This is a genomic window from Tropicimonas omnivorans (assembly GCF_031846565.1).
Taxonomy (GTDB): Bacteria; Pseudomonadota; Alphaproteobacteria; order Rhodobacterales; family Rhodobacteraceae; genus Tropicimonas_B; species Tropicimonas_B omnivorans.
In genome coordinates, this window is the sequence record NZ_JAVRHL010000002.1 from 436,754 (window position 1) to 458,862 (window position 22,109).

The following is a 22,109-nucleotide window of genomic DNA, read 5'->3' on the forward strand; positions in this document are numbered from 1 at the left end:
GCACATGACGCCGCGGCATCAGCTCCCGTCGGTGTCCATCCAGATGGTCACCGGCCCGTCATTGACCAGCGAGACGGCCATATCCGCTCCGAACCGCCCCTTGGCGACCTCGATGCCGGCGGCCCTCAGCGCCTCCGCGAAAGAGAGGTAGAGCGCCTCGCCCTCCTCCGGCGGCGCGGCGGCGGAGAACCCCGGCCGATTGCCGCGGCTGGTATCGGCTGCGAGCGTGAACTGCGACACGACCAGCGCCGCGCCGCCCGCATCGAGGAGGGAGCGGTTCATCCGCCCGTCCTCGTCGCGGAAGATGCGCAGTTTCGCGATCTTCGCGGCCAGCGCCCGACCGGTCGCCTCGGTATCCCCCCGCATGGCACAGATCAGGATGACGACGCCCGGCCCGATCTGTCCGATCGTCTCGCCGTCCACGGCAACTGCGGCTTCCGTGGCGCGCTGGATCAGGGCCCTCATGCCAGCTCGTCCGCCCAGGGGGGATTGGCGCCTGCGCGGGAGACGGTGATCGCCGCCGCTCGCGCTCCGAGGCGCAGGGCGGACAGAAGGTCGTCCGTCGGGATCCGCTTGAGCGCGCCGGGCGACAGCCGCCCCGCCTTGTGAAGCCCCGCCAAGAGCCCTGCGTTGAACGTGTCACCGGCGCCCACCGTGTCCACCACCTGGGCCCGGTCCGCGAGGACGAGGTGTTCCTGTCCCGGAAGATACGCCGTGACACCCTTCGAGCCCTGGGTGACGCAGACGAGATCCGGGCCGAGCGCCAGCATCTGCTCCGCCCGCGTCGCGATGTCGCCGGGGCCGAGGATCCATTCGAGATCCTCGTCCGAGACCTTCACCGCATCCGCCGAGGCGATCATGCGAAAGACGCGGTCCCGGAACGGGCGCTCCTCCTTGATGAAACTCTGCCGGATATTCGGGTCCAGCATCACCAGTCGCTTTCCAGATTCCCGCTTCGCGAGGGCCTCGTACGCCCCGCCGCACGGCTCCGGCACGAGGGAGATGCCGCCGACGAAGACCGCATCCACGCCCTCCATCTTCCTCGCCCCCGGAAGGTCCCGCTGGCGGATCTGCCGCGCGGCGGAGGCCTCGTCGTAGAAGGCGTAGCGCGCCTGTCCGTCCACGAGCTCGACGAAGGCCAGCGTCGTCGGCCGGTCCGAGCGGAGGGCGGGGGCGGCGTCCACCCCGCTCGCCTCGAGGGCGGCCATGAGCCGGGTGCCGAACAGATCGCGGGAGATGCCGCAGAAGAAGCGCACAGGGATGCCGAGCCGGCCGAGCGCGATGGCGGTGTTGAAGACGGCCCCGCCCGGAACCGGCGCGAAGGCGTCCTCGCCTGCGGTGCTCGTCCGCGGCAGCATGTCGATCAGGGCCTCGCCCGCGCAGAGGATCATCGCATCACCCTTTTGGTACTCGCGCAGTCGCGATTAGCGAAGGCGGGCCCCTACGGCAAGGCGCGCGTCTTGGGCGGAACGCGCGGGATCGCGAACGCCACCATCAGCGAGGCCACGAGAAGCTCGCCCCCGTCCTCGACGGCGGCGAGGATGATGGCCGCCGCGCTGTCGTCCATCCCGCCGCGCGCGGCCACGACATGGGCCATGTCGCCGAGGATGCCGAAGACGGCGAGAAGTCCGATCAGGCCCGTCAGGATCAGGCCGAACCGGCGCCCCTCCGGCCCGTCACGGCGCCAGCCGCGGAAGAGCAGAAGCGCCGCGATCACGCCCCAGACCGCCCAGATCATCAACTCGCCGTTATCCTCCACCCGCAGACCCGGCAGCGCCGGAACGCCGAGGCCGGTCGCGACCCATTCGCCGACCCGCTCGTGCAGCTCCAGCGAGTCGTCGAAAAGGATGATCAGGAAGATGTAGCCGAAGGATCTCGTCATCTCGCCGGCGCCGCGCTTCGCCGCGATCAGGAGCGCAACGGCCGCGGCCAGCCACTTGGCGTAGATGTAGGACGACGCGATGCTGTCCTGCTTCTCGATATCGAGGAGGTTCGGAAGGTCCCCGCCGTTGCGGAAGGCGACGATCAGGAAGACTGCGATAAGGGCGATATCCGCCGCGAGAAGCAGCGTGGCCCACTTCGCGGAAAAGCGGGAACGAAAGGGGGCGGCAGGCGCCATGGAGCTCTCCGGGCGGGTAGTGTCATGAAACTGTTACCCGCCTTACCTGAGCGCCTCCGACCGGCCGGGCAAGCCCCGGCGCGGCATCCGCGGCAGGGGGCGTGACCGATCCGCCCCACCTTCGCCCCTCTCCCGGCTCAGCCGTACGTCCCGTAGAAGTAAGCGAAAACGCCGGCGAGGATCGCGGCCACGAGGACGGCGAATGCGATCTTCCACTTCGACCACGGCCGCTCGCCCTTCACCTCTCCCGTGCGGCCGTTGACCACGAACCGGAAGGACTCGCCGCGGAACTTGTAGGCAGCGAGCCAGACGGGCAGCAGGATGTGCTTGAACGTCACCTGCCGATGCTCGGTCGACAGGCCGGAGATCCGCTGGTGGTCCCCGCCGATGTCGCTCCGGATATCGCCCCGGATCACCGTCTCCATCTTGCCCTTCGCGACACCGAACCCCTCTTCGATCGGGACCGAGTATCCCTCTGCCCGGAACCCGGCGAGATAGGCCGGAAGATAGGTCCTGAGTGCCCCCAGATCCCACGGCTCGAGCGCGTCCGTATGCTCCACCGGCAGGGATCGCGAGGCGACCACGAGCACGTCGTCGAAAGCGCGGGAGACATGGCCCGAGACCGACCGCCAGCGCGTCTTGCGCACCCGCACGGTCTCCGTCTTGCCGTTGCGGACGCGCCGCTCGGTGGTCCAGTAATCGTCCCCCCGCTGGCCGGAATACCGGGTCGCGGTGGCCGCATCGAACGTCCAGTAGGGCACGTAGATCCCCTGCATCCGGCGCCCCTTGCGGGCGTAGTCCCGCAGCCCGTTCGGCGCGAACCACAGGCCGCCGAGCCAGTCGGTCATGTGCCGCCGCGCCGCCTCCTCGGTGACCTTGAAGGGCAGGACGGCGGATGGCCGGACATGCCGGTGCGCCGCGGCGCCCGCCACGAGGGGGGAGCCGCAGAACGGACATTCCCGCGCCGTCCCGGCCTCACCCAGTTCGACATTCGCCCCGCAACTGTCGCAATGGACGGTGCGGGTCGTCTCCATCTGCGCCTCCGGCAGGCCGCCCCGCGCGGCCTCGGCGAAGTCGAGCTCGCGCAGCGCCTCGGCCAGCCGCGCCCCGCCCGGCGCCTCGATCGCCTCCTCGTGTCCGCAATGGTCACACAGAAGCTCCATCCCGCCAGGACGGAAGCGCATGTCCGAGCCGCAGGCGGGGCAGGGGAAGCGATGCTTCTCGATCCCTCCGGGGGCCGCTTCGTCTGTGGCGGGCGCTGGCGGCAGGGGAGGCGGCACGTGAATTCTCCGGCGGTTCGGGTCTGCGGCATACGAGGGCGGCATACGGGCGCGGCCTGCGGGCGCGCAAGTCCGATCGAGGGCGCGGTCCGCGGCGCGGGGGGAGTGTTCCCGCCAGCCGCGCAGCGCGTCAAGCCGCCCGGCGCGCATCGGCGGCAATCATCCGGTGCCGCCGATGCGCGCCGGGCAACTGCTTGACGGCGCGCCTCCCCCCGGCCCATCTGGCCGCCGATCCCAGACCAGGCCATCGTCATGCTCCGTCTCTGCCTCGCGCTTCTCCTCCTGCCGATCCCAGCCGCGGCGGACATGGCCTACTGGACATTCGACTGGGAGGGGGCCGGCGACTGGCGGCTCGAGGGCGCGATGTCCTACCCCGAGCAGGACGGCGAGCTCGTCACGGGCGCTGACGTTTCCTGCTTCGCCATCCGCGGGTTCGCCGGGGAGGAGGAGGTCGGCCGCTGGGGCCTCGGCGATCTGACGCCGGACACGACCTGGCGCCTCACCTTTGACCCGGGCGCCGGAGCCTTCGTCGTCGAGGGCGAGGGGATCCGGATGCCGCAGGCCTGGAACATGGACGGGTACGGCACCGATTGCGGGCCGGGCGGTTTCGGATTTAACATCGGCAATGCAGCGCAGGATCTCTGCCTCGACGGCCGTCTGGTCACCGAAAGCCAGCGTCGGCCACAGACGCCGTTTCCAGCGCTGCGCGCCGATGCTCCGATCGACTTCCCGGAGGGCGCGTGCCGCGCCGCGCCCCTCCTGTCGATGCTGGCTCCCGAGCCCCGGTCCGCTCTCCGCTAGGCATCAGGGGCGGCGCGCGCCGCTCTCTTCTCCCCGGCGCCTCAGCCCGCAGCAGGCGGCGGTGGCGGTGGGGGCGGTGGCATGACGGTGAAGAGCTGCGCCAGTTCGGCCACGTCGTCCGCCGGCATCCAGCCATCCTGCCCGGCGGTCCAGACCAGCGTGGCACGGGTGAGGCCGCCGTCCTGCGCCATCCGCCCGAGACGGGCCTTGCTGTAGGGGCCGTGGGTCTGCCCGTTCTCGGCGATATGCCAGACCTTCTCCACCGGGGGAGGCGGTGGCGGTGCGGCCTGCGCGGGGGGCTGATGCGCCTCCTGATGGGCGTGCGTACCGCCATGACCGCCTGCCTGTCCCTGCGACGATTGCGGTATGGCGCCCCAGGGTCCGCGGGCCATGCCGCCCGGCTGCCCCATGATCATGTTCCCCATGGACATCCCCATGCCCATGCCGAGACCGGCGCCCATGCCGCCACCGCCGCCGGGATTGCGCGCGGCCTGCTCCATCGCCTCGGCGGCCTGGTACTGGGTGTACCGCCCGAGATCACCGACGACGCCCATGGACGTCCGCTTGTCGAGCGCCTTCTCGACGGCGGGCGGAAGCGAGATGTTCTCGATGTAGAATTCGGGCAGGATCAGGCCGTACTCGGCCAGCACCTTGGAGACTTCCGTGGCGATGATCTTGCCCATGTCCGAGGTATTCGCGGCCATGTCGAGGACCGGGATGCCGGAGGCCGCCATCACCTGGCTCGCCTGCTGGACGATGATGTTGCGGATCTGGAAGCTGATCTCGTCCATGGTGAACTCGCCGTCGGTGCCGACGATCTCGCTCATGAACAGGCCGGGATCCGTGACCTTGATGGCGTAGGTCCCGAAGGCGCGGATCCGCGTCGGCCCGAATTCGGGATCGCGCAGCATCACCGGGTTCTTGGTGCCCCACTTCAGATCGGTGAAGCGGTTCGTCGAGACGAAGTAGACCTCCGCCTTGAACGGCGACTTGAAGCCGTGGGACCAGTGCTGGAGCGTGGTCATGATCGGCATGTTGTTGGTCTCGAGCATGTAGAGACCGGGGCTGAAGACGTCCGCAAGCTGCCCTTCGTGCACGAACACCGCCGACTGGCCCTCCCGGACGGTGAGCTTGGCGCCGTACTTGATCTCGTGCCCCTCGCGCTCGAACCGCCAGACCAGCGTGTCGCGGGTGTCGCTGGTCCAGTGGATGACGTCGATGAACTGGCCGGACAGGAAGTCGAAAATGCCCATGGGATGCGATCCGTCTCGTGACGTGGTTGTCAGGTGTGCCCGGGTACGGGCGCGCTGCGGCAAGTATATCCTCAAAAGGGGACCTTGCGCCACTCGCGAAGGGCAAAGCCTGCGGGCCGCGGTCTTCTTCTGGGGTGTGTGGTCAGGGACGGTGAGCGGGGCGGCTCAGCTGCCGGTGGCGAACAAGCCCTCGGCGATCCGCTTCACGATGGGGCGTGCCTCCGGCTCCGCCATGCCGATCCGCAGGCGCGGGTCGTACAGGATCCTCAGCATGTCCTCGTCATGCCGGGTCAGCAGCGCGAATTCCTCGTCATCGTTGAAGATCGAGGGCCGGGCGGTGGGGCTGTCATTGGCAAGGCCGAGCCCCTGGGTGACCTCTTCGTGAATGCAGGACGTCCGCAGAAGGTCGGGATGCTCCGCCCGGATCACGGCAACGGCGCGATTGTAGGGCGCCGAGGGACCGTCCGCGAAGGCGAACACGACGCAGTATGTCTCCCGCGCCAGGTTCTCGATTTCCCGCGTGGTGCTGCTGGAGAGGCCCGGCACGAGGTTGCGCAGGAGCGCGCCCGAGGACCGGCGCTCCGTTTCCGTCAGGATCAGCACGTCGAAATTTGCGTTGGACCCTGTCGTGACGGACACGGGGTGGCCGGTGGCGGCGGCCAGCCGCGGAACGAGGTCCGAGAGGGACTTGTGGTCCTGCGCCCGTTTCCGCGCCGGTACGCCATCCCCCACAGTCAGGCGGATGCGCACGGGCACGTCCCAGCGGTGCAGGCGGGACGCGGTCTCCTCAGGCACGAGGCCGGTGCTGAGGAAGCGATACTCGGAATAGAGCGCGACGCGGACGAAGTCCTCCGTCAGGCGAAAGGCGCTGCGCGGCGTGTCCGGCCCGCCGCCATCTGTGCGCAGAAGCCCCTGCGACTTGAGGGTGGTCTGGACGCGATTGTAGTAGGCGGCGAGGCGAAGGTCCTCCGTCGAGACGGGAAGGTCGGGCTTCGCCTCCTCTCGCGCCTCGGGACGCGGGGAGGTCGCCGCGGGCGCGGTTCGCATCGCATCCTCCGGCGGCTCCGTGCAGGCACACAGGAGCGCCAGCGCCGCGAGGGCGCCGATCCGCTGAAGCGGCAGGAGGGTGCGCCCGGTCACGATCCTCTCAGCCGGGCGGAAGCGATGTGGCGGCGCTGTCGCCGGGGCCGGTCTGGCGGGAGCGGGCGGAGGCGAGCGTCTGCCGCAGCTCGCCCTCCATCTCCACGAGATCCTTCTCCGCCGCGGCGCGTTTGGCCTTGCCCTCGTCGGCGATGGCGAGGCTTTCGTTGATCGTGGCGATGAGATCGGCATTCGCCGCCTTTACCGCGTCGATGTCGAACACGCCTCGCTCCATCTCGGTGCGGATCGCGGAATTGGCCTGCCGAAGGTTCTGGGCATTGGACCGCAGTAGATCGTTGGTCAGGTCGTTCGCGCCCTTCACCGCCTCGGCGGCCTCGCTGGAGCGCTGGATCGTCACCGCCTGCGCCAGCTGCGTTTCCCACAGCGGGACGGTGTTGACCAATGTCGAATTGATCTTGGTGACGAGGCTCTTGTCGTTTTCCTGCACGAGCCGGATCGAGGGCAGGGACTGCATCGTCACCTGCCGCGTCAGCTTCAGGTCGTGCACCCGGCGCTCGAGGTCGTCCCGCGCGGCGCGCAGGTCCCTCAGCTCCTGCGCCAGCATGACCTGGCGGTCTTCCGGGGCGGCATTTACTTCCGCTTCCTTGGCCGGGATGTCCTCGGCGTCGATCCGGGCGATCTTCTCCTCGCCGGCGGCGATGTAGAGGGCCAGCTCGTCGTAGAAGGCCAGGGTCTTCTCGTAGAGCAGGTCGAGCGCCTTGATGTCCTTCAGAAGGCGGTGCTCGTGGGACAAAAGCTCATCGGTGATCCGGTCGATTTGGTCCTGAACGTCCTCGAAGCGCCCCATGAACCGGGCAAACGGCGCGGCCCGGCCCATGATGCGCTCGAGGAAGGTGCGCTTGCGGCGGGTATCGAGCTCGGTGACGGAGAAGCCCTTGATGGCCGTGACCATGCTGCGGAGGCTGTCGCCAGCGGGGCCGACATCCTTGCTCTTCACGTCGGCGAGCATGGACTGGCTGATGCTCTGCAACTCGCCCTGTGCGCCCGCGCCGAAGGAGACGATGGAACCGGTATCGGTCAGGTCTATCTCCGCCATCCGTCGCGAGATCTCGGCGGAAACGGCGGGGTCGGCCTGTGCCATCGGTGTGACGGCGTTGGCGGGCGAGGGCTCCGGCAGCGCAACCTTCGTGACGTCGCCGGCCGCGGTCTCGGCGCCCTGGCCCTTTTCCTTGATCCTCGACATTTCCGGTCTCCTTGACTTGTCCCGCACCGCTTCAGCGCCGGACCTGCGGATCAGTTCCGCTCGGGGTCCACGCCCTCGCGGGCAAGCCTGTCCCTCAGAACGTCGATCTCGATATCGAGGCTCTGCCGGTCGCTGTCGAGAAGCTTCGTCGTCCGGGCGGCGAAATTCGCCTCGAGATCGTCGAGAAGCGAGAGGAAGTCGGCGCGCGCCCCGGGATCGGGCCGGCGGCGGGCCAGCTCTTCGTACTTCACCGCCGCGTCCCGTGCGCCGACGAGGTAGACTGAGAGGTAGCGCCGCGCGGCGGCAAGGTCCCTCGGATCCTCCTCGACGGTGCGGAACATGCGCCGGGCGGCGGCGGCGAAGCTGGCCACGCGGACGACGACCTTGCGCTCGCCGGTGCGGCGGGCGGCGGCTTCCATGTCCGACAGGACCGCTTCGCCTTCCTCGACGGCCCGCTGCGCCCGGTCGGCCTGCGCGCCGACAGCCCCGCCCATGCCCTTGTCCCGCAGGGGGTCGAGACCGAAGGCGGTGACGTGCAGGATCGTCGCGATGAGGCCGAGGATGGCCGGGCCGAGAAGCGCCGGCGCCTCGGCCGGGAATGCGGCGAGCGCCACGCCGGCGCCGGTGAGGACCGAGGCGAGGATCTTCCGGGGCAGGGCCGGGCGACGGGCGATCTTGCGCGCCTGGAACGCGCGCTCCGCCTCGAGCCCTTCGGACAGCATCCAGGCCGCGAAGACGAGCACGGCGCAGGCCGCGAAATCGGCTGCCATTCCGAGAGGAGAGGACGCAAGACCGGTCCAGAGGAGCGGCAACGGCGCGAGATAGAGAAGGTTGGTCCGGCCGCGTCCGCGCCGCGGGCCCGTGCGCGCCGGGGTGTCCGCCATCCGGCGACCGGCGCCGCGCGGCGGCCTGTCCGTCCCGCCGGGACCCGGTGAATAGCGTCCGCCGAACCGTTCGGCCATCACTCCGCCCCGATCAGCCCGGTGGAGACGCCGGCAACGAGGAGCCACAGGATGCCGAAGGCCACCTTCTGCACGGTTCCACTCCCGATCGGCCCCTCGGCCGGCTGCGAATCGCGCGCGCTCAGAAGGAGCCGCCCCGCCGCGACGATACCGAGCAGGAGCGCCGCCCCGACGAGGGCGATGAAGCCGAGAAATATCACGAAGCGCACGCCGCACCCCTCTCGCTTGGGTTATTCATGGCCTTCAAGATGGGGCTGCCGATCCGCGCGGCCAAGGCCCCCTTCGCCTTTCCCGGAAATACCCCGGGGGAGGCCGCCCGTTTTCCGGGCGGCCGGGGGCAGAGCCCCTCAGAGCCGGGTTCCGCTCTCCATGCGGGACTTCTGCTTGTGGCCGCGGAGACGGGAGCGGCTCTCCGTCTCCAGCTTGCGCTTGTAGCCGGACTGCACCACCTCGACGATCACGAGGACGACCACCGAGAAGTAGAACGTCGTCTTGGACATCGGCAGCAGCTCGTACCCGAAGATCCGCAGCTGAAGCGCGTCGTCATGCGCGGCATGGGCCGCGGCGGGCCCCGCCTCGCCGATCAGCACCACGCCGACGATCAGCAGGATGAAGAGGCCGAGCACCTCGTACATGCGGTTCTTCTCGAGGAACGCCGTCACCGAATCCGCCAGCAGGAGCATGGCGAGGCCGGACAGCAGGATCGCGGCGGCGAGGACCGGGAAGACGGTGGTGATGGCGATCGCCGACAGCACCGAATCGAAGCTGAAGACCAGGTTCATGAACACGATCAGCATGATGACGCGCGTGGCGGACTTGCCGGACTTGTTGTCGAGATCGACATCGAGATGCTCGATCCGAAGCATGTGACCGATCTCCTTCACCGCGGTGTACATGATGAAGATGCCGCCGATCAGGAAGACGCAGGTCGCAAAGTTCACGCCGCCGGTCAGGATCCCGTCCCAGTCGAAGACGTAGAACGGAGCGGTCAGCATGCCCAGAAGCTGGATCATCACGAACAGCAGGACGATCCGCAGCGTCACGGCGATGATGATGCCCCAGAATCGCACCGAGCGCTGCTGCGCGAGCGGTGCGCGCTGGCTCTCGATGGAGATGTAGAGGAGGTTGTCGAAGCCGAGCACCGCCTGAAGGAAGAGCAGCATCAAGAGGTTGCCGCCGTTTTGGAGCGTGAAGAGATCTGTCATCGGAAAAAGGGTCATCGCCTGATTGGGTGTGTCGGGTCCAGAAAGGCACGGCAGGCCGGCGAGGGCAACATTGCCGTGATCGCGGCGTGGGCCGGAGGCCGGGATCAGGCGGGCGGCGAAGCTGGCTTGCCGGCCCCCTCGATGCGGACGGTGATGCAGGTGCCGGTCCTTGCGCTGTCGGTCACGACCTCACCGCCGAGCTGGCTCACGAAGGCGCGGACGATGCGGTGGCCGATCCCGCCGCTCTGCTCGCCGTCCGCGTTTCCGCTGCCGGTCCGGTGCATCCCGCGTCCGTCGTCCGAGACGATCAGGACGGTCTTTCCGTCCTCGGCTAAGAGCCGCACCGAGATGCGCCCCCGGTCGCCTTCCGCGAAGGCATACTTGAAGGCGTTGGTGAGGAGCTCGTTGGCGATGAGGCCGAGGAGCGTGACGGTATGCGAGCTGTGGATCAGGGGGGCGAGGTCGGTGTCCAGCTCGATCCCGTCGCGGGAGCCGATGGAGTCGGAGGCCGAGGCGATGACCCGCGCGAGGTAATCGTCGGCCTGGATTTCAGGCGCGTCACCGCTCGTGAGCAGGATCCGGCAGAGATCGGCCACCGCGCGCACCCGCCCCTCGATCCGCTCCAGAACCTGCAGGCCGGCCCCCTCCGCCCGGGCGCGCTTCTCCATCGCGATGATCGAGGCGATCATCGACAGCGAGTTCATCATCCGGTGGTTCAGGTCCGTGAGGCGCGTTTCGGCGTGATACAACTCACCCCTGAGCGCGTCCGCCGCCCGCCGTTCCGGGGTTACGTCGCGGATCATGAGGATGACGTGATCGGCCGGACCCGCGGGGACAGCCGTGACGCGCAGCCACTCTGACAGCTCCGGCGCGTAGCCGGTGAAGGACTGCCGAAGGCCAGACGCCGCGGACGCGTAGAGCTCCAGGGAATCCCCCTCGACGCTGGGGAAGCCGAGCGCGTCATCCGCGGTCCGGGGCGCGCGTTCGGCCAGCGCGACGAAGACGGGATTGCCGTCGATGACCGTGAGGCCGGAGACGCGCCCCGAATCGTCCCGAAGGAGGCGGCAAAGGCAAATTCCGACTTCGGCGTCGACATAGAGACGCCCGAGCATGGCGGAGGTGATGCCCTCGGGGGCATCGACGATCATGGTCGTCCGGTCTCGTTGCGGTGCGCGCGCATGTGAAGTCCTCGCCGGTCGGAACGGGGGGGGCACAGACGCCCTGTAGCGTCCGGTCCATTCGTCCAGCAACGTGCCCCGCAATCAAGCTTTCAAGACATGCGCCCCGTTAAACCAGGTTAACGAGCATGACATCACTGGAAGGATGCGCGGCCTCTTCGCCCGAATGACGGCGTGCTCCTCAGCGCGAACGGGGAGGGCGACCGGGCTTCGAGCCTCCACCGGAGATCCGGCGCGGCGCGCGGCCCGGCTTTTCGGGTGCATCCCGGCCCGCCGGACGAATCTTCTTCCCGGACGCGCCGGCGCTTGCCGGGCGAGCGTCCCTTGCGGGCGATGAGGCGGCGGGACCGCGTCCCTTCTTCACAGGGGCGCCCTCCGGAACATCCTCGGGAGCCATGCCGAGCTGATCGCGCAGGATCCTGCCCTTCACCTCGGACACCTCGCCACGCTTGAGCTGGCCCAGTTGGAACGGCCCGTAGCTGACCCGGATCAGCCGGTTGACGACGAGGCCGACCGCCTCGGCGGCGCGCCGGATTTCCCGGTTCCGTCCCTCGCGGAGGCCCACGGTCAGCCACGCATTGGCGCCCTGCTGCCGGTCGAGAGTCACGCTCATCGGCTGGAAGCGCTCGCCGTCCACCTCGATTCCGGCGCGGAGTTCGGCCATCGCCGCCTCGCCCGGCGCGCCGTTCACCCGCACCCGGTAGCGCCTGAGCCAGCCCGTGGAGGGCAGTTCGAGCCGCCGCTTGATCGCGCCGTCATTGGTGAGAAGAAGCAGGCCTTCGGAGTTGAGATCGAGCCGGCCGATGCTCATCACCCGGGGCATGGTCTCGGGGAGCGCGTCGAACACGGTCTCGCGACCCTTTTCGTCCCGCTCCGTCGTCACGAGGCCGGCGGGCTTGTGATAGAGCCAGACCCGGGGCGGTTCGGCCGCCTCGAGCGCCTTGCCCTCCACGACGATCCGGTCAGCGGAGGTCACGTTCAGCGCGGGACTGTCGATGCGTTTGCCGTTGACGGACACGAGCCCGGCCTCGATCAGCCGTTCGGCTTCGCGGCGGCTGGCACGGCCCGAGCGGGCGATCACCTTGGCGATGCGCTCGCCGGCGGGGGTGGGGCTGTCGGTCATGGCTCCGGCCATAGGGGAGGGCGCCAGACTACGCAATCGCCATGACGCTTGCGGAGGCTGCGAGACCTCGGCTACCGCGCGTCGCAGGATGAGCCGCTTCGCCCCGCATATGGACATCGCCCTCCGGGAGGCGGAAGCCGCCGCCTTGCGCGGCGAGGTGCCGGTCGGCGCCGTGCTGCTCGATCCCGCGGGCCGCGTGGTGGCGCAGGACGGCAACCGCACCCGGGAGCGGTCCGATCCCACCGCTCATGCGGAGATCCTCGTCCTGCGCGCCGCCTGCGCCGCCGCCGGATCCGACAGGCTCCCGGGCCATGTTCTCTACGTTACGCTGGAGCCGTGCCCGATCTGCGCCGCGGCGATCTCGGCCGCGCGCATTGCACGCCTGATCTACGGCGCCTCCGACCCCAAGTCCGGTGGCATCGCGCAGGGCCCGCGCATTTTCTCCCACCCGCAGGCGCATCACGTCCCGGAGGTGATCGACGGCGTGGGGGAGCGGGAGGCGGCCCGGCTCCTCAAGGATTTCTTCGCCGCCCGGCGGGGCTAGCGCTCGGCCGAGAAGGTCGCGAGGAGCCGCGCGGGCGGCGCGGTCCAGAGCTTCCGGGCAGGGATCGCCGCGGCGATCAGCGCGGCGGCGAGCGTCGAGACGAGAAGCCAGAGCCATTGCCCGGGGAAGATGTCCATCGGCAGCCGCCAGCCGAACGCCGCCACGTTGACCAACGCAAGCAGAGCCCAGGCGAGGGCAAGGCCGAGTGGCAGGGCGAGGACGAAGGTGATCCCGGCGAGGAGCGCCGCGCGCACCAGCTCCAGTATCGCCAGCCGCCGCCGGCCGAGGCCGAGCGCCCACACGGGCGCGAGCTGCGGCAGGCGCATGGTCGCGAGCGTCAGAAGCCCCGTCAGGATCGCGAAGCCGGCCACGCCGAGGGTGAGGACGCCAAGCGCGCCGGTCACCGCGAAGGTCCGCTCGAAGATGCGGAGGGAGGCGGCCTTGATCTCCTCCTGCCGAGTGATCCGGGACGGGGGCAGGCCGAACTCCCGAAGCTCCGCCACAAGCGCCTCCGCCTCGGGCGTGCGGACCCCGAAGCGCAGGCCGGTCACCGCTCCGGCGCGGCGGGCCTCCAGCAGCGGCAGCGACACCATCGCCTCGCCGGAGGGATTGCCGTAATCGGAGTAGATTCCCGCGATCGGCAGGCTCCAGTCCGGCCCGAGCGCCACGGGATCGCCGACGGAGAGGCCGGTGCGCCGCGCCAGCTGCTCGTTGACCAGCGCGGCCTCGCCCGCCGCCAGCCTGTCCCACGCCCCCGGCGATTCGGCGAGAAGCGGCCAGTTCTCCCGGTAGGTAGGGTCGTCCACCACGCCGCTGATCGCGCCCGGTGCGCCGCCGAGCTCCGCCTCGGCCGAGCGGATCGGCAGGACGGCGTCGGCGCGCCCCTCCAGCCACGCGGCGAGCCGCGTCGCCTCCGCCTCGGTCTCGGCCGCGACGTAGAGCTCCGCAGCGAGGCGCTGATCGAGCCAGCCTGTGAAGGTCTGCCGGAAGGAGCCGACCATGGTCGAGACCCCGACATTGGCCGCCACAGCAAGAAGGAGCGCCATCATCGCGAGCGACAGCCCCCGCGCCTGAAGTCCCGTATCGGCCCAGAACCATTCGGACACCGGTCCCCGCGCCAGCCGCCGCGCGCCGGCGAGGATCAGGGCCAGGGCGGCCGGCAGGATCAGCGCCGCACCGAGAAGCAGTCCTCCGAGAAAGATGAACCCCGAAGTCAGGCTCTGTCCCCACTGCACCGCGGCGAACCCGGCAAGCATGAGAAGACCGCCCGCCGCCGCCTGCATGGCGAGCGCGCCCGTGCCGCCCCTGACCCAGGCGCGCGGGACGGCGCCCTGCAGGAGCGGCATCCGGGCAAGACCCGCGAGGCCGGACGCCGCGGCAAGGGACGTGCCGAAGCCCGCCAGCGCCAGCCCGCCCAGCGCCCAGCCGGGACGGAAGGCGAGGGTGCCCGGAACCTCGGCGCCGTAGAGCCCGCCAAGGGTCGCCGCGACATCCGGCAGGAGCACGCCGGCGACGAGGTAGCCGGCCGCAACGCCCGCCGCACCCGCGACGAGGGCGAGGGCGAGCGTCTCGCCGAGCATGAGCGCCAGCGCGGTGCGAAGCGGCAGCCCGAGCGCGCGCAGCGTGCGCAGCATCGCCCGCCGCTGCTCGAAGGCGAGAGAGAGCGTGCCGTGGACGATGAAGAGCCCGACCGCGAAGGCCAGCAGGCCGAAGGCGGTGAGGTTGAGGTGAAAACTGTCGGTCAGCCGTGCGAGATCGTCGCCGGTCGTGGGGCGGCTGAGGATGAGACCGGGCGCGGCCTCGCCAAGCGGACCCGGCGCCGGGCCGGTCAGGAGGAGGCGGCTGACGGAGGTGCCGGCCCCAAGGAGCCGCGCGGCGACGGAGATGTCCGCGACGATCTCGCCAGGAGGAAGCGAGCTGGCTTCGCGTACCTCGTCGATCCCGTTCAGGGACCGTGCCGCGTCCGCGACATCTGGCGCAGAGAGGACGAGGGAGGCACCTGAGATGAGACCCAGCCCGTCATTCCCGGTCTCGCCCGCAGGCAGCATGTCCCCCGGTGCGGTCAGCGGCTCGATGCCGAGGAGACGGATGCTGTCCTCGCCTGCCTGCACGACGCCTTCGATGACCGGGGTGACCGGCCAGCCGGCCCGGCGGAGGGCTGCGTAGGTCTCCACCGGCACCGGTCCGCCGCCGGGGCCGGAGATGGAGGGCAGGGCCCCTGCGCCGAGGCGGGCGGAGGCGCTTGCGTAGCTCGCCCGCGCTTCGGCGTTGATCGCCTGCACGGCACAGAAGAGCGCGGTCGCCATGACCAGCCCGAGAAGGAGCGCGGCGAGTTGCCCCGGATGGCGTCGCCAGTGCGACAGGAGGGTAAGAAGCGCGGCCCGGATCACCTGAGGCGTCCGAGCTTGAGATGCGCGCGCCGGGCAAGACGGGCGGCGTGGCGCTCCGAATGTGTCGCCATGACGAGGCCCGAACCGCTCTCGGCGGCGAGGTCCGTGAGGAGGGTCATGACCCTGTCCGCGGTCTCCTCGTCGAGGTTCCCGGTCGGTTCGTCAGCAAGGACGAGGGCCGGGCGGGAGGCGAGCGCCCGCCCGATGGCGACACGCTGCTGCTGCCCGCCGGAGAGCTGGTCGGGATAGCGCGACAGGTGATCGGTCAGGCCGAGCTGGCCCGCGAGGTGCTGCTCCCAACCTTTGTCCTGACGTCCCGCGAGACGGGCCTGAAGCGACAGGTTGCCCGCGACGGTCAGGGAGGGGACGAGGTTGAACTGCTGGAAGACGAGGCCAATCCGGTCGCGCCTCAGGCGCGCCCGGGCGGTATCCCCGAGGCCGGCGAGGTCCGTGCCCGCGATGCGCAGATTGCCCCCGTCCGCGGGCTCCAGGGCACCGAAAATGTTCAAGAGGGTGCTCTTGCCGCTGCCGGACTCGCCGGTGAGGGCAAGCGTTTCCCCGGAGGCGAGAGACAGGGACACGCCCGACAGGACCGTCCGTCGCGCCTCCCCCGTGCCGAAGGATTTCTCGATCTGATTGGCTTCGATGAGCATTGCGGCGTCAGATAGCACGAGGGAGCGGCACGCCTAGGCGACGGGAGGCCGCGGCGCGCGGGCTGGCCGGGCAGGGCGGACGCCATCTCCTGCGCCCCGCCCCTCCCCCTCGACCCGGCCACCCGCCTCAGGCAGGTAGGCGTCATGACCTTGCCGATAGATGCCGTTCTCCCCGACCTTCTCGATGCCCTTCGCCGGGAGGGACAGGCCGTGCTTCAGGCGCCTCCGGGTGCGGGGAAGACGACGCGGGTGCCGCTGGCGATCATGGAGGCGAAGCTGGTGCAGGGACGGATCGTCATGCTGGAGCCGCGCCGCCTCGCCGCCCGCGCGGCGGCGGAGCGCATGGCGGGCGCGCTCGGCGAGAAGGTCGGCGAGCGCGTCGGCTACCGGATCCGGGGCGAGGCGAAGGTGTCGGATGCGACGCGGATCGAGGTCGTGACCGAGGGTGTCCTGACCCGCCGGCTGCAATCGGATCCCGGGCTGGACGGCGTCGGCGCGGTGATCTTCGATGAGTTCCACGAGCGGTCCCTCAATGCCGATCTCGGTCTCGCCCTCTGTCTCGAAGTGCGCGGAGCGTTGCGGGAGGACCTCGTGATCCTGCCGATGTCCGCCACGCTGGAGGCGGGACCGGTGGCCGGGCTTATGGGCGGAGCGCCCGTGATCACGGCCGAGGGGCGGGCCTTTCCGGTGGACGTGCGGCACCTGGACACTCCGGTTCCCAAGGGCAAGCGCTTCGAGGAGGCGATGGCGGAGTTGGTCGCGCAAGCATTGACGCAGACGGACGGCTCCATCCTTGCCTTCCTGCCGGGCGAGGGGGAGATCCGCGGCGTCGCCCGGCGCCTGTCCGTCCCCTCGGATACCGAGATCCGGCCGCTCTTCGGGGCGCTGCCCTTCGCGGAGCAGCGCGCGGCCATCGCGCCGTGCCGGGCGGGGGCGAGGAAGGTCGTTCTGGCCACGTCCATCGCCGAGACTTCACTCACGATCGAGGGGATCGCCTGCGTCGTCGATGGCGGCAAGTCCAGGCGGGCCCGGTTCGATCCGGCCTCCGGCATGTCCCGCCTCGTCACCGAGCGGGTGACACGGGCCGAGGCGGAGCAGCGCACCGGCCGGGCCGGGCGGCTTGGGCCGGGGATCTGCTACAGGCTCTGGACGAAGGGTCAGGAGGGCTCGCTTGCCTCCCATCCCCCGGCCGAGATCGAGGCGGCGGACCTTGCCGGCCTCGCGCTCGACCTCGCGCTATGGGGGGCGCGGGACGCGGCGGACCTGCCGTTCCTCACCGCCCCGCCGGCGCCGGCCCTGGCCGAGGCGCGCGCGCTTCTCGCGGACCTCGGCGCGCTGGAAGCGGAGGGCGGACTGACGGAGCACGGGCGGGCCATGGCGCGCCTGCCGCTCCATCCACGCCTGGCGCACATGCTGCTCGTCGCCGGCCGGTCCGCCGCGCCGCTCGCCGCGCTCCTCTCCGAACGGGATCCGCTGAAGGGCGCCCTGGTGGATCTCAAGGCGCGGCTTCGGGCCGTTCGGGGGGAGCACGTGGCGGCGGAGGTCCTGACCGGGCCGCTCATGCGCATCAAGGAGGAGACGAAACGGCTCTCGAAGCTGGCCCCGAAGGGCGATGACCTTCCGCCCGAAGAGGCCGCCGCGCTCGCCTATCCCGACCGGATCGGCCTCAGACGGCCCGGCGAGGCGCCGCGCTGGCTGCTTTCGGGCGGCAAGGGTGCGGCGATGGAGGCGGGTGACCCGCTCGCCGGAACCCGGCTTCTCGTCGCGACCGATCTGGGCGGTGACACGCGGGAGGCGAGGATCCGGCAGGCCGTCCCGATTGCCGAGGCGTCTCTGAGACGGCTGTTCGCGGAGCGGATCGAGGAGGTGGACCGGACCTATTGGTCGGTGCGGGAGGGCAGGGTCGTGGCCGTCACGCAGGAGCGACTCTGGGCGCTAGTGCTGTCCGAGACGAAGCTGGATGCGGACCCCGCGGACGTGGCGCGCGCGGCGCTGGACGGGGTCCGGACCATCGGTCTGCCCTGGCGGCCGCGCGCGGCGCGCCTGCGGGATCGGGCGGAGCTTTTTCGGGCGGAGGGCGGCGATCTGCCGGACATGTCGGAGGAGACGCTGATGGCGGAGGCGGAGGAGTGGCTGCTGCCCTACCTCACCGGCATCAGGACCGCGGCCGACATCCGCAAGCTCGACACGTTCGATGCGCTTCAGGCCCGGCTCGGATGGGAGGCGATGAAGCGTATGGAGGACCAGATGCCGCCCGTCTGGGAGACCCCGCTCGGCCGCCTCGTCCCGATCCAATGGGAGGGCGATCACCCCGAGATCGAGGTCCGGGTGCAGGAACTCTTCGGCGTCACCGAGCATCCGGTGATCGGTCCGCGGCGCCGACCGCTTCGCGTGACCCTCCTGTCTCCCGCCGGCCGCGCGGTGCAGACGACGATGGACTTGCCGAACTTCTGGACGTCGAGCTACGCCGATGTGCGCAAGGACATGCGCGCGCGTTATCCGAGGCACCCGTGGCCCGAGGATCCGCGCCTGTCTGATCCGACGCTCCGGGCGAAGCGCCGGACCTGACCCGTCAGGGGGAAATGCCCTCGGCATCGACATGGGCGAGCTGGTCGCGGCTCTCGCGGTAGGCGCGCGCGGCGGTCACGAGGGCGCGGAAGATGCTGCGCTGACGCCGGGCGTAAAAAAGGTGTTCGGGATGCCACTGGACGCCGACGGCGAAGGGATCGCGCACCCGCTCGATGGCCTGGATCATTCCGCCGTCGTCCCGGGCGGCGACCGCGAGCCCCTGTCCAAGCGTGTCCACCGCCTGCGAATGCAGCGCGTTCACACGCATCTCCTGCGGTCCGCAGATCGTGGAGAGCCGCCGCTCCGGCTCCAGAAGGACCCGTTTGCGAGGCAGGATCGTGCGATACTTCTTGGACTCGTACGTGCTGTAGGCGTCCTGGTTGAGTGTGCCGCCCAGCGTGATGTTCAGCATCTGGCTGCCGCGGCAGATCCCGAGGATGGGGGTGCCGTCCTCGAAGGCGATGCGGGCGATGTTCTGCTCCAGAGCGTCCCGCTCCGGGTCCAGCCGGGCGGACGTGACGAGTTCGCCGCCGTAGAGATCGGGGGAGATGTCGTCCCCTCCGCCGATGATGACCCCGTGCACCGCGTCGATATCGACATCCGCTTCAGTGACCCATTTGACCGCCTTTCCGCCGGCAAGCCAGATGTTGAAGGCAACGAGCGGGAAGATACGCCAGCCCGACCGCCTGGAGACGGTGACGCCGATCCTGGGCTTCATGCGCGCTCCTCCACCAGTCCCGCGGCGGCGAGGCGCTTCGCGACCATGCGCGGCCAGTCGAAGCGCGACGTGATCCAGGAGGCGCGATGGGCTTTCCAGTCCTCCGCCAGCGTGCCCAGAAGCGTCGGGTGGCTCGCGACATTCTCCACGAGCACCCAGCGATTCCATTCGTAGGCCAGCGTCCATCCCTCCTCGTCGATCCGGCAATCGGGCAGGCGATAGTGGAAGGTCGGGCGGGCCGAAATACCGCCGCCCATCCCGCCGCGCACCTTTTCCGGCATGAGCTCCTTGAATGCTGGGAGCATATCGAGCGCGCGGTTCCGGGTGGGCGTCAGGGAAAGGTAAAGGTCGATCAGCGCCTCGATCGAGCCGGGAGGATCAGCGGCAAGGGCATCGACGAGGCGTCGGGGATAGGGATCGACGAAGGGCAGGACACGCCGCGCGGGATCGATCTGGTCCGTGTCGCGCAGGTAGTCCTCGAGAAAGGCGAAGGCGCGGAGGACAGGCAGGATCGCGGCCAACTCCGGCGCGCGCCACTCGGGGTTGAAGTGTACGCCGAAGCCCAGGAAGAGGCCGTTCCGGCTACCGGACGCGCCGGCGCGGCGAAGAGCCTCCCGGATGTCGTCGAGAGTTGCGAGGGATGAGGCCGGGAGGGGCGGAAAGACGAGCTCGACTGGAACCACGGCCCGGGCCATGGACATCCCCACATCGGCAATCTCGGAAGTCACACGGTCGCGGTAGGCGGTGTCGAGGTAGACCTTGATCGTCCCGAGGGTGCTGTCCCTGAGGCGGAGCTCATAAGCCCCCGTCCGGTCGATGGTGCCTCCGCAGATATCGCGCAGGATACGGGCGACACGAACCTCGTTCAGCCCGCTCAGCTCGATCTCGACGCCGACCTTTCGGACCGTGCCCCGGTCCGTCATCGGATAGGGGAGCGGCAGGTAATCGGTCCGCGGATCAGGATCGCCCATCCGTTTCAATGCCCTGCCGATCTGTGTGGTCTCGCGAGAAGCGCGCGGGGACCCAAACTGGCCCCCGCGCACGTCAGATGATGTTAGTGATTGTAGTCGGCCGCGAAGCGATCGAGTTCCGCCTTCGCTTCTTCCTTGGACTTGCCGTAACGCTCCTGGAGGAGACCCTCCATCCGCTCGCGGTCGCCGCCGGCCTGCTCGACTTCGTCGTCGGTGAGATCGCCCCACTGCTGACGCACGGCGCCCTTGGCCTGTTTCCAGTTACCTTTGACTTGATCCCAGTTCATGATGATCTCCTATATCCGAGTTATGCATGTAAAACGCGGCCCGGCCGGCCGGCGTTCCAGAGATGACTCGACTGGAGCGAAGAATGTCCCGGTGGATCGGCTGACAAGCGCCGGTTACCCCCACCTCAGACCATCTCGTCGGGCACGCCCGGCAGGTGGCGGCCGAATTCACGGGCTGGGGTCCGGGTGTAGGGCAGGATGAACGAGCGCCGGTCTTCCGGCTTCGCGGCACGGTTCGCCTCGGCCAGCTCCCTCCAGCGCTTCGGGGCATCCATGCCCGAAAGATAGGGCGTGTGGTCCTCCCCGGGCGGAAGCCAGTGGCCCATGCAGCGCGCCTTGACCGCGTTCGCCGCATCGTTTCCTTCGAGCGCGACGCCGGCCTCGGTATCCCACCGCATCGAGCGGCCGTTCAGGTTCGCGGAGGAGACGATCGCGGTGCGGTCGTCGAAGATGGAGACCTTCGCGTGGATGTAGATCAGGGGCGCGCCGAAGATCGTGTCCCGTCCGCCATGTTCGTCGCTGCGGAGCTGGGCCGGGCAGCCGAAGAAGACGCGGTCGCCGAAGGCGTCCTGGAGGATCTCGACGCAATCGGCCTGAAGAGCCTCACCGAACCGCGCATCAAGGTCGTTCGCGCCTTCGAAGGCAACGTCCTCGGGGGCGGCGGGCAGCGTCATCACGAGGGCCAGGTCCGTCCGATCCGTTCCCGCCTTGGCGAGCGCGTAGGCAAGGCGACGATCCCGGAAGAACTGGCTTTCGAGGTAGATCAGGTCGTGGCTGGCGTCGATCTCGTCGAAATGCCGGTCCGCGATCTCCTTGCAGCGGGTTCGCGGCGACAGGCGCGGCCATTCCACCCGGCGCCTGGCCGACAGCGTGCGCAGAAGATGCTTCGTGGCCTTCGGTCGCGCCCCGGCCGTCTCTGCCTGGAAGCGGCCGATATGGTCGTGGACCTCCTCCGCGACGGGGCCGTCGATGCGGACCTGCACGTCGTGCCAGGTCGCTTCGGCGGCGCGGTTGTGGCTCAGCGTGTCGTAGCGGCGTTCGTTCAGGTCGAGCCCGCCGATATAGGCGACCTTGCGATCGAAGGCGGCGATCTTCTGATGATGCGTGGCCGGCGTGATCGAGGGCGGCCAGGCCTTCGGCCTGAGGTTGCCGGTCTTGTCCAGCGTCGTCCGGGCACGGATGCCGGGCATGTCGGTCAGCCGGCGTTCCCGGTCCTCGGGTTCCATCTCGTTCAGTTCGCGGCAGATTTCCTTCAGCGCGCTCAGCACCTTCGGTGCGAAGATCGTGCGCGGAAGAAGGCCGACCTGCGCGGCATGAAGTGCAGCGGTGGCAGTCAGGAGGTCAGGCCGGTCGGAGCGGGCGCCGATCTCGTGGAGGTGCCGTATCGAGCGCCAGGTCAGACGGTGCAGGTTCGGCCGCGCGACGCAGTCGAAATCGCTGATCACGAACGTGATCCGAACGCCGCGATTGAGGGTATGGACGATCAGGTCCCGCCACGTCTCGCCGATCTGGATGCATTCGGGCGCCCGCAGGAATGTCGTCGTGTCGAAGATGCGGAAGCCGGCGCGGATCTCCTCCTTCGCCTCGAGAAAGCACCTCTCCAGGACGGGATACGCTTCCTCCGCGGTGATCAGCAGCTCGAACGGGCGCCGGGGATCGCCGGGTGCGCCCTCGACGGCGGTGGCGCGCGTCTGGAGCGCGGTCTCCGTCACG

Annotated in this window: 21 protein-coding genes; 3 read left to right on the forward strand and 18 right to left on the reverse strand. The window is 69.7% G+C overall.

What is annotated here, in order from left to right; translation table 11 throughout:
• Positions 1 to 18: 18 nt before the first annotated feature.
• From dtd to RM543_RS07430, 4 genes are all read right to left on the reverse strand, one after another.
• Complete coding sequence (gene dtd / locus RM543_RS07415; RefSeq protein WP_311690254.1) at positions 19 to 465, reverse strand: D-aminoacyl-tRNA deacylase; 447 nt, start codon at positions 463 to 465, stop codon at positions 19 to 21.
• Positions 462 to 1,391, reverse strand: coding sequence for a carbohydrate kinase family protein (locus RM543_RS07420; RefSeq protein ID WP_311690255.1), 930 nt, complete (start codon positions 1,389 to 1,391; stop codon positions 462 to 464). The genes dtd and RM543_RS07420 overlap by 4 nt, the downstream gene beginning before the upstream one ends.
• A gap of 50 nt (positions 1,392 to 1,441) precedes the next feature.
• On the reverse strand, positions 1,442 to 2,119 hold the full coding sequence (locus RM543_RS07425; RefSeq protein WP_311690256.1) for a DUF8692 domain-containing protein: 678 nt from the start codon (positions 2,117 to 2,119) through the stop codon (positions 1,442 to 1,444).
• A gap of 137 nt (positions 2,120 to 2,256) precedes the next feature.
• Positions 2,257 to 3,444: a TFIIB-type zinc ribbon-containing protein gene (locus tag RM543_RS07430; RefSeq protein ID WP_432280442.1), complete on the reverse strand. Its 1,188-nt coding sequence runs from the start codon at positions 3,442 to 3,444 to the stop codon at positions 2,257 to 2,259.
• A gap of 207 nt (positions 3,445 to 3,651) precedes the next feature.
• Between RM543_RS07430 and RM543_RS07435 the strand changes: the two genes are divergently transcribed.
• Entirely contained in the window at positions 3,652 to 4,200 is a 549-nt protein-coding gene (locus RM543_RS07435) for a hypothetical protein (protein ID WP_311690258.1), read from the forward strand.
• Positions 4,201 to 4,241: 41 nt separating this feature from the next.
• On the opposite strand, the gene RM543_RS07440 is transcribed toward RM543_RS07435, so the two are convergent.
• From RM543_RS07440 to RM543_RS07475, 8 genes are all read right to left on the reverse strand, one after another.
• The gene (locus RM543_RS07440; protein WP_311690259.1) at positions 4,242 to 5,453 is read right to left on the reverse strand and encodes an SPFH domain-containing protein; all 1,212 of its coding nucleotides are present in this window, start codon (positions 5,451 to 5,453) and stop codon (positions 4,242 to 4,244) included.
• A gap of 165 nt (positions 5,454 to 5,618) precedes the next feature.
• On the reverse strand, positions 5,619 to 6,593 hold the full coding sequence (locus RM543_RS07445) for a DUF2927 domain-containing protein (RefSeq protein WP_311690260.1): 975 nt from the start codon (positions 6,591 to 6,593) through the stop codon (positions 5,619 to 5,621).
• Between the two features lie 7 nt (positions 6,594 to 6,600).
• Positions 6,601 to 7,797, reverse strand: coding sequence for a toxic anion resistance protein (locus RM543_RS07450; RefSeq protein WP_311690261.1), 1,197 nt, complete (start codon positions 7,795 to 7,797; stop codon positions 6,601 to 6,603).
• A gap of 50 nt (positions 7,798 to 7,847) precedes the next feature.
• Positions 7,848 to 8,759 (reverse strand): 5-bromo-4-chloroindolyl phosphate hydrolysis family protein, encoded by a 912-nt coding sequence (locus tag RM543_RS07455; protein ID WP_311690262.1) that lies wholly within the window; start codon positions 8,757 to 8,759, stop codon positions 7,848 to 7,850.
• Positions 8,759 to 8,968, reverse strand: a complete 210-nt coding sequence (locus RM543_RS07460) for a hypothetical protein (protein WP_311690263.1) — start codon at positions 8,966 to 8,968, stop codon at positions 8,759 to 8,761. The genes RM543_RS07455 and RM543_RS07460 overlap by 1 nt, the downstream gene beginning before the upstream one ends.
• Before the next feature lie 138 nt (positions 8,969 to 9,106).
• Entirely contained in the window at positions 9,107 to 9,964 is an 858-nt protein-coding gene (locus RM543_RS07465) for a TerC family protein (RefSeq protein WP_311690264.1), read from the reverse strand.
• 104 nt (positions 9,965 to 10,068) lie between these two features.
• Entirely contained in the window at positions 10,069 to 11,112 is a 1,044-nt protein-coding gene (locus RM543_RS07470; RefSeq protein ID WP_311690265.1) for a sensor histidine kinase, read from the reverse strand.
• Between the two features lie 211 nt (positions 11,113 to 11,323).
• Positions 11,324 to 12,265, reverse strand: a complete 942-nt coding sequence (locus RM543_RS07475; protein ID WP_432280443.1) for a pseudouridine synthase — start codon at positions 12,263 to 12,265, stop codon at positions 11,324 to 11,326.
• Positions 12,266 to 12,353: 88 nt separating this feature from the next.
• Between RM543_RS07475 and RM543_RS07480 the strand changes: the two genes are divergently transcribed.
• On the forward strand, positions 12,354 to 12,809 hold the full coding sequence (locus tag RM543_RS07480; RefSeq protein ID WP_311690267.1) for a nucleoside deaminase: 456 nt from the start codon (positions 12,354 to 12,356) through the stop codon (positions 12,807 to 12,809).
• Here RM543_RS07480 and RM543_RS07485 read toward each other — a convergent pair.
• Both RM543_RS07485 and RM543_RS07490 read right to left on the reverse strand, forming a co-directional pair.
• Entirely contained in the window at positions 12,806 to 15,196 is a 2,391-nt protein-coding gene (locus RM543_RS07485; protein ID WP_311691340.1) for an ABC transporter permease, read from the reverse strand. The two genes, RM543_RS07480 and RM543_RS07485, sit on opposite strands and share 4 nt — an antisense overlap.
• Complete coding sequence (locus RM543_RS07490) at positions 15,196 to 15,852, reverse strand: ABC transporter ATP-binding protein (protein ID WP_311690268.1); 657 nt, start codon at positions 15,850 to 15,852, stop codon at positions 15,196 to 15,198. Before RM543_RS07490 ends, RM543_RS07485 begins: the two co-directional genes overlap by 1 nt.
• Positions 15,853 to 15,996: 144 nt before the next feature.
• On the opposite strand from RM543_RS07490, the gene hrpB reads away from it, so the two are divergent.
• Positions 15,997 to 18,420: an ATP-dependent helicase HrpB gene (hrpB, locus tag RM543_RS07495; RefSeq protein WP_311690269.1), complete on the forward strand. Its 2,424-nt coding sequence runs from the start codon at positions 15,997 to 15,999 to the stop codon at positions 18,418 to 18,420.
• Positions 18,421 to 18,424: 4 nt separating this feature from the next.
• Here hrpB and RM543_RS07500 read toward each other — a convergent pair whose 3' ends face one another.
• From RM543_RS07500 to RM543_RS07515, 4 genes are all read right to left on the reverse strand, one after another.
• On the reverse strand, positions 18,425 to 19,138 hold the full coding sequence (locus RM543_RS07500) for a gamma-glutamyl-gamma-aminobutyrate hydrolase family protein (protein WP_311690270.1): 714 nt from the start codon (positions 19,136 to 19,138) through the stop codon (positions 18,425 to 18,427).
• Positions 19,135 to 20,109 carry an amidoligase family protein gene (locus RM543_RS07505; protein WP_311690271.1) on the reverse strand — a complete coding sequence of 325 codons (975 nt, stop codon included), beginning with the start codon at positions 20,107 to 20,109 and terminating at the stop codon, positions 19,135 to 19,137. Before RM543_RS07505 ends, RM543_RS07500 begins: the two co-directional genes overlap by 4 nt.
• A gap of 83 nt (positions 20,110 to 20,192) precedes the next feature.
• On the reverse strand, positions 20,193 to 20,396 hold the full coding sequence (locus RM543_RS07510) for a CsbD family protein (RefSeq protein WP_311690272.1): 204 nt from the start codon (positions 20,394 to 20,396) through the stop codon (positions 20,193 to 20,195).
• Between the two features lie 125 nt (positions 20,397 to 20,521).
• Positions 20,522 to 22,108: a phospholipase D family protein gene (locus tag RM543_RS07515; protein WP_311690273.1), complete on the reverse strand. Its 1,587-nt coding sequence runs from the start codon at positions 22,106 to 22,108 to the stop codon at positions 20,522 to 20,524.
• Between the last annotated feature and the right edge of the window lies 1 nt (position 22,109).